The sequence below is a fragment of the Streptomyces sp. N35 genome, assembly GCF_016464295.1.
In the GTDB taxonomy this organism is placed as follows: domain Bacteria; phylum Actinomycetota; class Actinomycetes; order Streptomycetales; family Streptomycetaceae; genus Streptomyces.
Map to the genome: position 1 here is coordinate 55,816 of NZ_JAEIMH010000063.1, position 1,662 is coordinate 57,477.

Below are 1,662 nucleotides of genomic sequence, written 5' to 3' on the forward strand. Positions count from 1 at the left end.
CCCCCCCGGCGCGCCCCCCCGCCCCGCTGCGGCCCCGCGGGGTGGGGGGGGGGGCGGCCGCGCGCGTGTTTGTCCTGTCGACGGGAACTGGCGGAGAGATTCCAATATTCGGTGCGTAAGAACGCAGAAATACGACAGAAAGGCACTCGGCCGTTTCTCCCGGTCGTCACCAACGCACTTCAGTCGACGGACTTCAGCCAATGGACTTCAGCCAACGCACTTCAGTCGACGGATATCAGCCGATGGATATCAGCCCCGGATATCAGCCCACGGACTTGAGCGCCGCGTGGAACCGGTCGAGAAAGGCGTCCACTTCGTCCTCCGACACGATCAGCGCAGGAGCGAGCCGGATGACATCCGGCAGCGCCGCGTTCACCAACAGCCCTTGCTCCTGGGCCGCCTCCTGTACGCGCGCCGCGCGGGCATCGTCGAGGACGACGCCCCACAGCAGCCCGGCCCCCCTCACCTCGCGTACCAGCGGGTGGCCGAGGTTCTCGAGCCCCTGGCGCAGTCGTTGACCTGCACGTCGTACGTGGGTGAGCAGGCCGGTGTCCTCGATCGTGTCCAGGACGGCGAGGGCAGCCGCGCACACCAGGGGGTTGCCGCTGAAGGTGGAGCCGTGCGTGCCTGGTGTCAGGAGCGCCGCGGCCGCGCCGAAGGCGAGCGTCGCCCCGATGGGCAGCCCGCCCCCCAGTCCCTTCGCCAGGGTGACGATGTCGGCCTCGACGCCCTCGGCCTGAGCCGCGAACCAGTGCCCGGTGCGCCCGATACCGGTCTGGATCTCGTCGAGGACCAGCAGCGTGCCGGTCTCCTCCGTGATGCCCCTGGCGGCCCGGAGATATCCGGCCGGGGGCACGACCACCCCGTTCTCGCCCTGCACCGGTTCAAGGACCACCAGCGCGGTGTCCTCGGTGACGGCGGCCCGCAGGGCCTCGGCGTCCCCGTACGGGACATGCTCGACCTCGCCCGGCAGCGGCACGAAGGGGCGCTGCTTGGCGGGCTGGCCGGTCAGCGCCAGGGCGCCCATGGTGCGCCCGTGGAAGCCGCCGGCGGCTGCGACCATATGGGTGCGGCCGGTGAGCCTGCCGATCTTGAACGCCGCCTCGTTCGCCTCCGCACCGGAGTTGGAGAAGTACACGCGGCCGTCGGTGCGGCCCGTCAGCCGCAGCAGGCGCTCCGCCAGACGTACGGGCGGTTCGGCGACGAACAGATTGGACACGTGGCCGAGGGTGTCGAACTGCCGCGTCAGAGCCGTCCGTATCGCGGGGTGGGCGTGCCCGAGCGCATTGACCGCGATGCCACCGACGAAGTCCAGGTACTCCGTACCGTCCGCGGACCAGACCCGCGTGCCGCGCCCCTTGACCAGAGGCAGCCGCGGCGTGCCGAAGTTGTCCATCATGACGCTGTTCCAGCGCCCGGTCAGTGTCGCGTCGGCCTCGGCTCCCGGCGCCGGCGGGGATGTGTTCATGAGGAGTACTCGCTGTTCTCGTGGACGTAAGCCGCGGTCAGGTCGTTGGTGCGGATGACGGCGGACCGGGTGCCCGCGGACAGGTCCACGGTGATCCGCACGGCGCGCTCCGTCATGTCCACCAGCTCACGGTCCTCGCCGACGCCGCCGTTCTTGCAGACCCAGACGCCGTTGATGGCGACGTTCAGCTGGTC

Annotated in this window: 2 protein-coding genes; both read right to left on the reverse strand. The window is 70.2% G+C overall.

The window, feature by feature from the left end:
• Nucleotides 1-262: 262 nt before the first annotated feature.
• Nucleotides 263-1,468, reverse strand: a complete 1,206-nt coding sequence (locus JAO81_RS29375) for an acetylornithine transaminase (RefSeq protein ID WP_199550984.1) — start codon at nt 1,466-1,468, stop codon at nt 263-265.
• The coding region (locus JAO81_RS29380) for a bifunctional ornithine acetyltransferase/N-acetylglutamate synthase (protein WP_199550985.1) at nt 1,465-1,662 on the reverse strand (198 nt) is incomplete at its 5' end. The genes JAO81_RS29375 and JAO81_RS29380, both read right to left, overlap by 4 nt.

Coding starts and splice junctions, on each gene's coding strand:
- JAO81_RS29375 (WP_199550984.1), bottom strand. CDS start 1,468: ATGAACACATCCCCGCCGGCGCCGGGAGCCGAGGCCGACGCGACACTG.